General features: G+C 51.4%; 3 protein-coding genes and 1 pseudogene. All 4 read right to left on the bottom strand.

The genetic code is table 11. The features are described 5' to 3' along the window. Window positions 1-109: 109 nt before the first annotated feature. Entirely contained in the window at window positions 110-274 is a 165-nt protein-coding gene (locus LOC54_RS12260) for a hypothetical protein (protein ID WP_279314057.1), read from the bottom strand. Window positions 275-316: 42 nt separating this feature from the next. Further along, window positions 317-709, bottom strand: a complete 393-nt coding sequence (locus tag LOC54_RS12255) for a PIN domain nuclease (protein WP_279314056.1) — start codon at window positions 707-709, stop codon at window positions 317-319. Beyond that, entirely contained in the window at window positions 706-900 is a 195-nt protein-coding gene (locus LOC54_RS12250; RefSeq protein ID WP_212339306.1) for a type II toxin-antitoxin system VapB family antitoxin, read from the bottom strand. Before LOC54_RS12250 ends, LOC54_RS12255 begins: the two co-directional genes overlap by 4 nt. A 57-nt stretch (window positions 901-957) precedes the next feature. Then, window positions 958-1,053 (bottom strand): annotated as a pseudogene (locus tag LOC54_RS12415) (conjugal transfer protein TraA); the annotation flags it as partial. Window positions 1,054-1,132: the final 79 nt, after the last annotated feature.

Raw genomic sequence — 1,132 nt, 5'->3', positions numbered from 1 at the left:
GGTGAATCACAGGGCGATCCAAAACGATACCCTAAAGAAATCAAATATGAGTCAGGGCATCCCAGAGTTGGTATTATACATTCTAAAAAACCCAGAAATCAGCCTCGCATCAGCTTGTTTCCAGCTTTGCAACAGAGCCGGCCAGATCCTCCGTATAATCCGGCGGCCGGTTCTCCCGCCATGCCTGCGGCAGCGCTTCCACACTGCGCCGGAGCACCGATATTTCAGCACGCAGATCATCAAACGCGCGCTGCACCGAACCTTCCTCTGACATCAGACGCCTTCTTTTTTCTGCATACTCTTAACCACGCCAAAATCAGACAACCCGCTCAAGCCCCAGATGTGTCACAAACGGATCAAAGTCCCGGTCACTGTAAAGAAGCCGATACCCGCTTACGATGCACCGTGTGGCAATCAGGGTATCAATGGTCTTGCGGATGGTAATGCCTCTGCTGCGCAGGTCACGGAAATACCGTGCTGCCTCGATCATGACATCACGTCCTCCGATCTCAACCAGATCCAGAGCGCCAAGCAGTCTCCGCGCCTTGTTGAAATCCCGCTCGCTGGAAAAACCCTGAAGAACTTCCGTCATCATCAGATCCCCGATAGCGACAGGTTCTTCGCCCAGAAGACGATCCAGAACCTCAGCCTGTGGCGTAACCGTACCCCGGAAAAAATCGATCCAGACCGATGAATCGACCAGAATCATGCGTCAGAACGCATAGTATCGAGGTCACCCTTCCAGTCGAACTTTCCACGCAAAGTGCGGAGTTCCCGCTGCTGCTTCAGCCTGATCAGCATCCGCAACCCGAGTTCAACCGCTTCCTTCTTGGTTTTAACGCCTGATGCCCTCAGGGCATCTGTCATAAGGGTATCATCAATAATGATGTTGGTTCGCATAATGTGTATCTCCTGAGTAAAAAATACACATAAATACGATATCTTTCCAGAAAAATCCTACATCCCCATATCCATGCCACGCGACCTAGACCGCGACAGGGACTGCTCCCTCTGATGAGGATGCAGCCCGTGATCGAGCGTCGATCCCTTCCTAGGTGTTTAGTCCCGGGATTTGGTGGATTGGGTTGATGATGAATCGATCTGGTTCTGAAGTCCATATTTTGCAGATGTA

Origin of the sequence: Acetobacter sp. AN02 (assembly GCF_029759835.1) — a bacterium.
In the GTDB taxonomy this organism is placed as follows: Bacteria; Pseudomonadota; Alphaproteobacteria; order Acetobacterales; family Acetobacteraceae; genus Acetobacter.
This window is presented reverse-complemented; position numbering and strand designations above follow the sequence as displayed.

Coding starts and splice junctions, on each gene's coding strand:
- LOC54_RS12260 (WP_279314057.1), bottom strand. CDS start 274: ATGTCAGAGGAAGGTTCGGTGCAGCGCGCGTTTGATGATCTGCGTGCT.
- LOC54_RS12255 (WP_279314056.1), bottom strand. CDS start 709: ATGATTCTGGTCGATTCATCGGTCTGGATCGATTTTTTCCGGGGTACG.
- LOC54_RS12250 (WP_212339306.1), bottom strand. CDS start 900: ATGCGAACCAACATCATTATTGATGATACCCTTATGACAGATGCCCTG.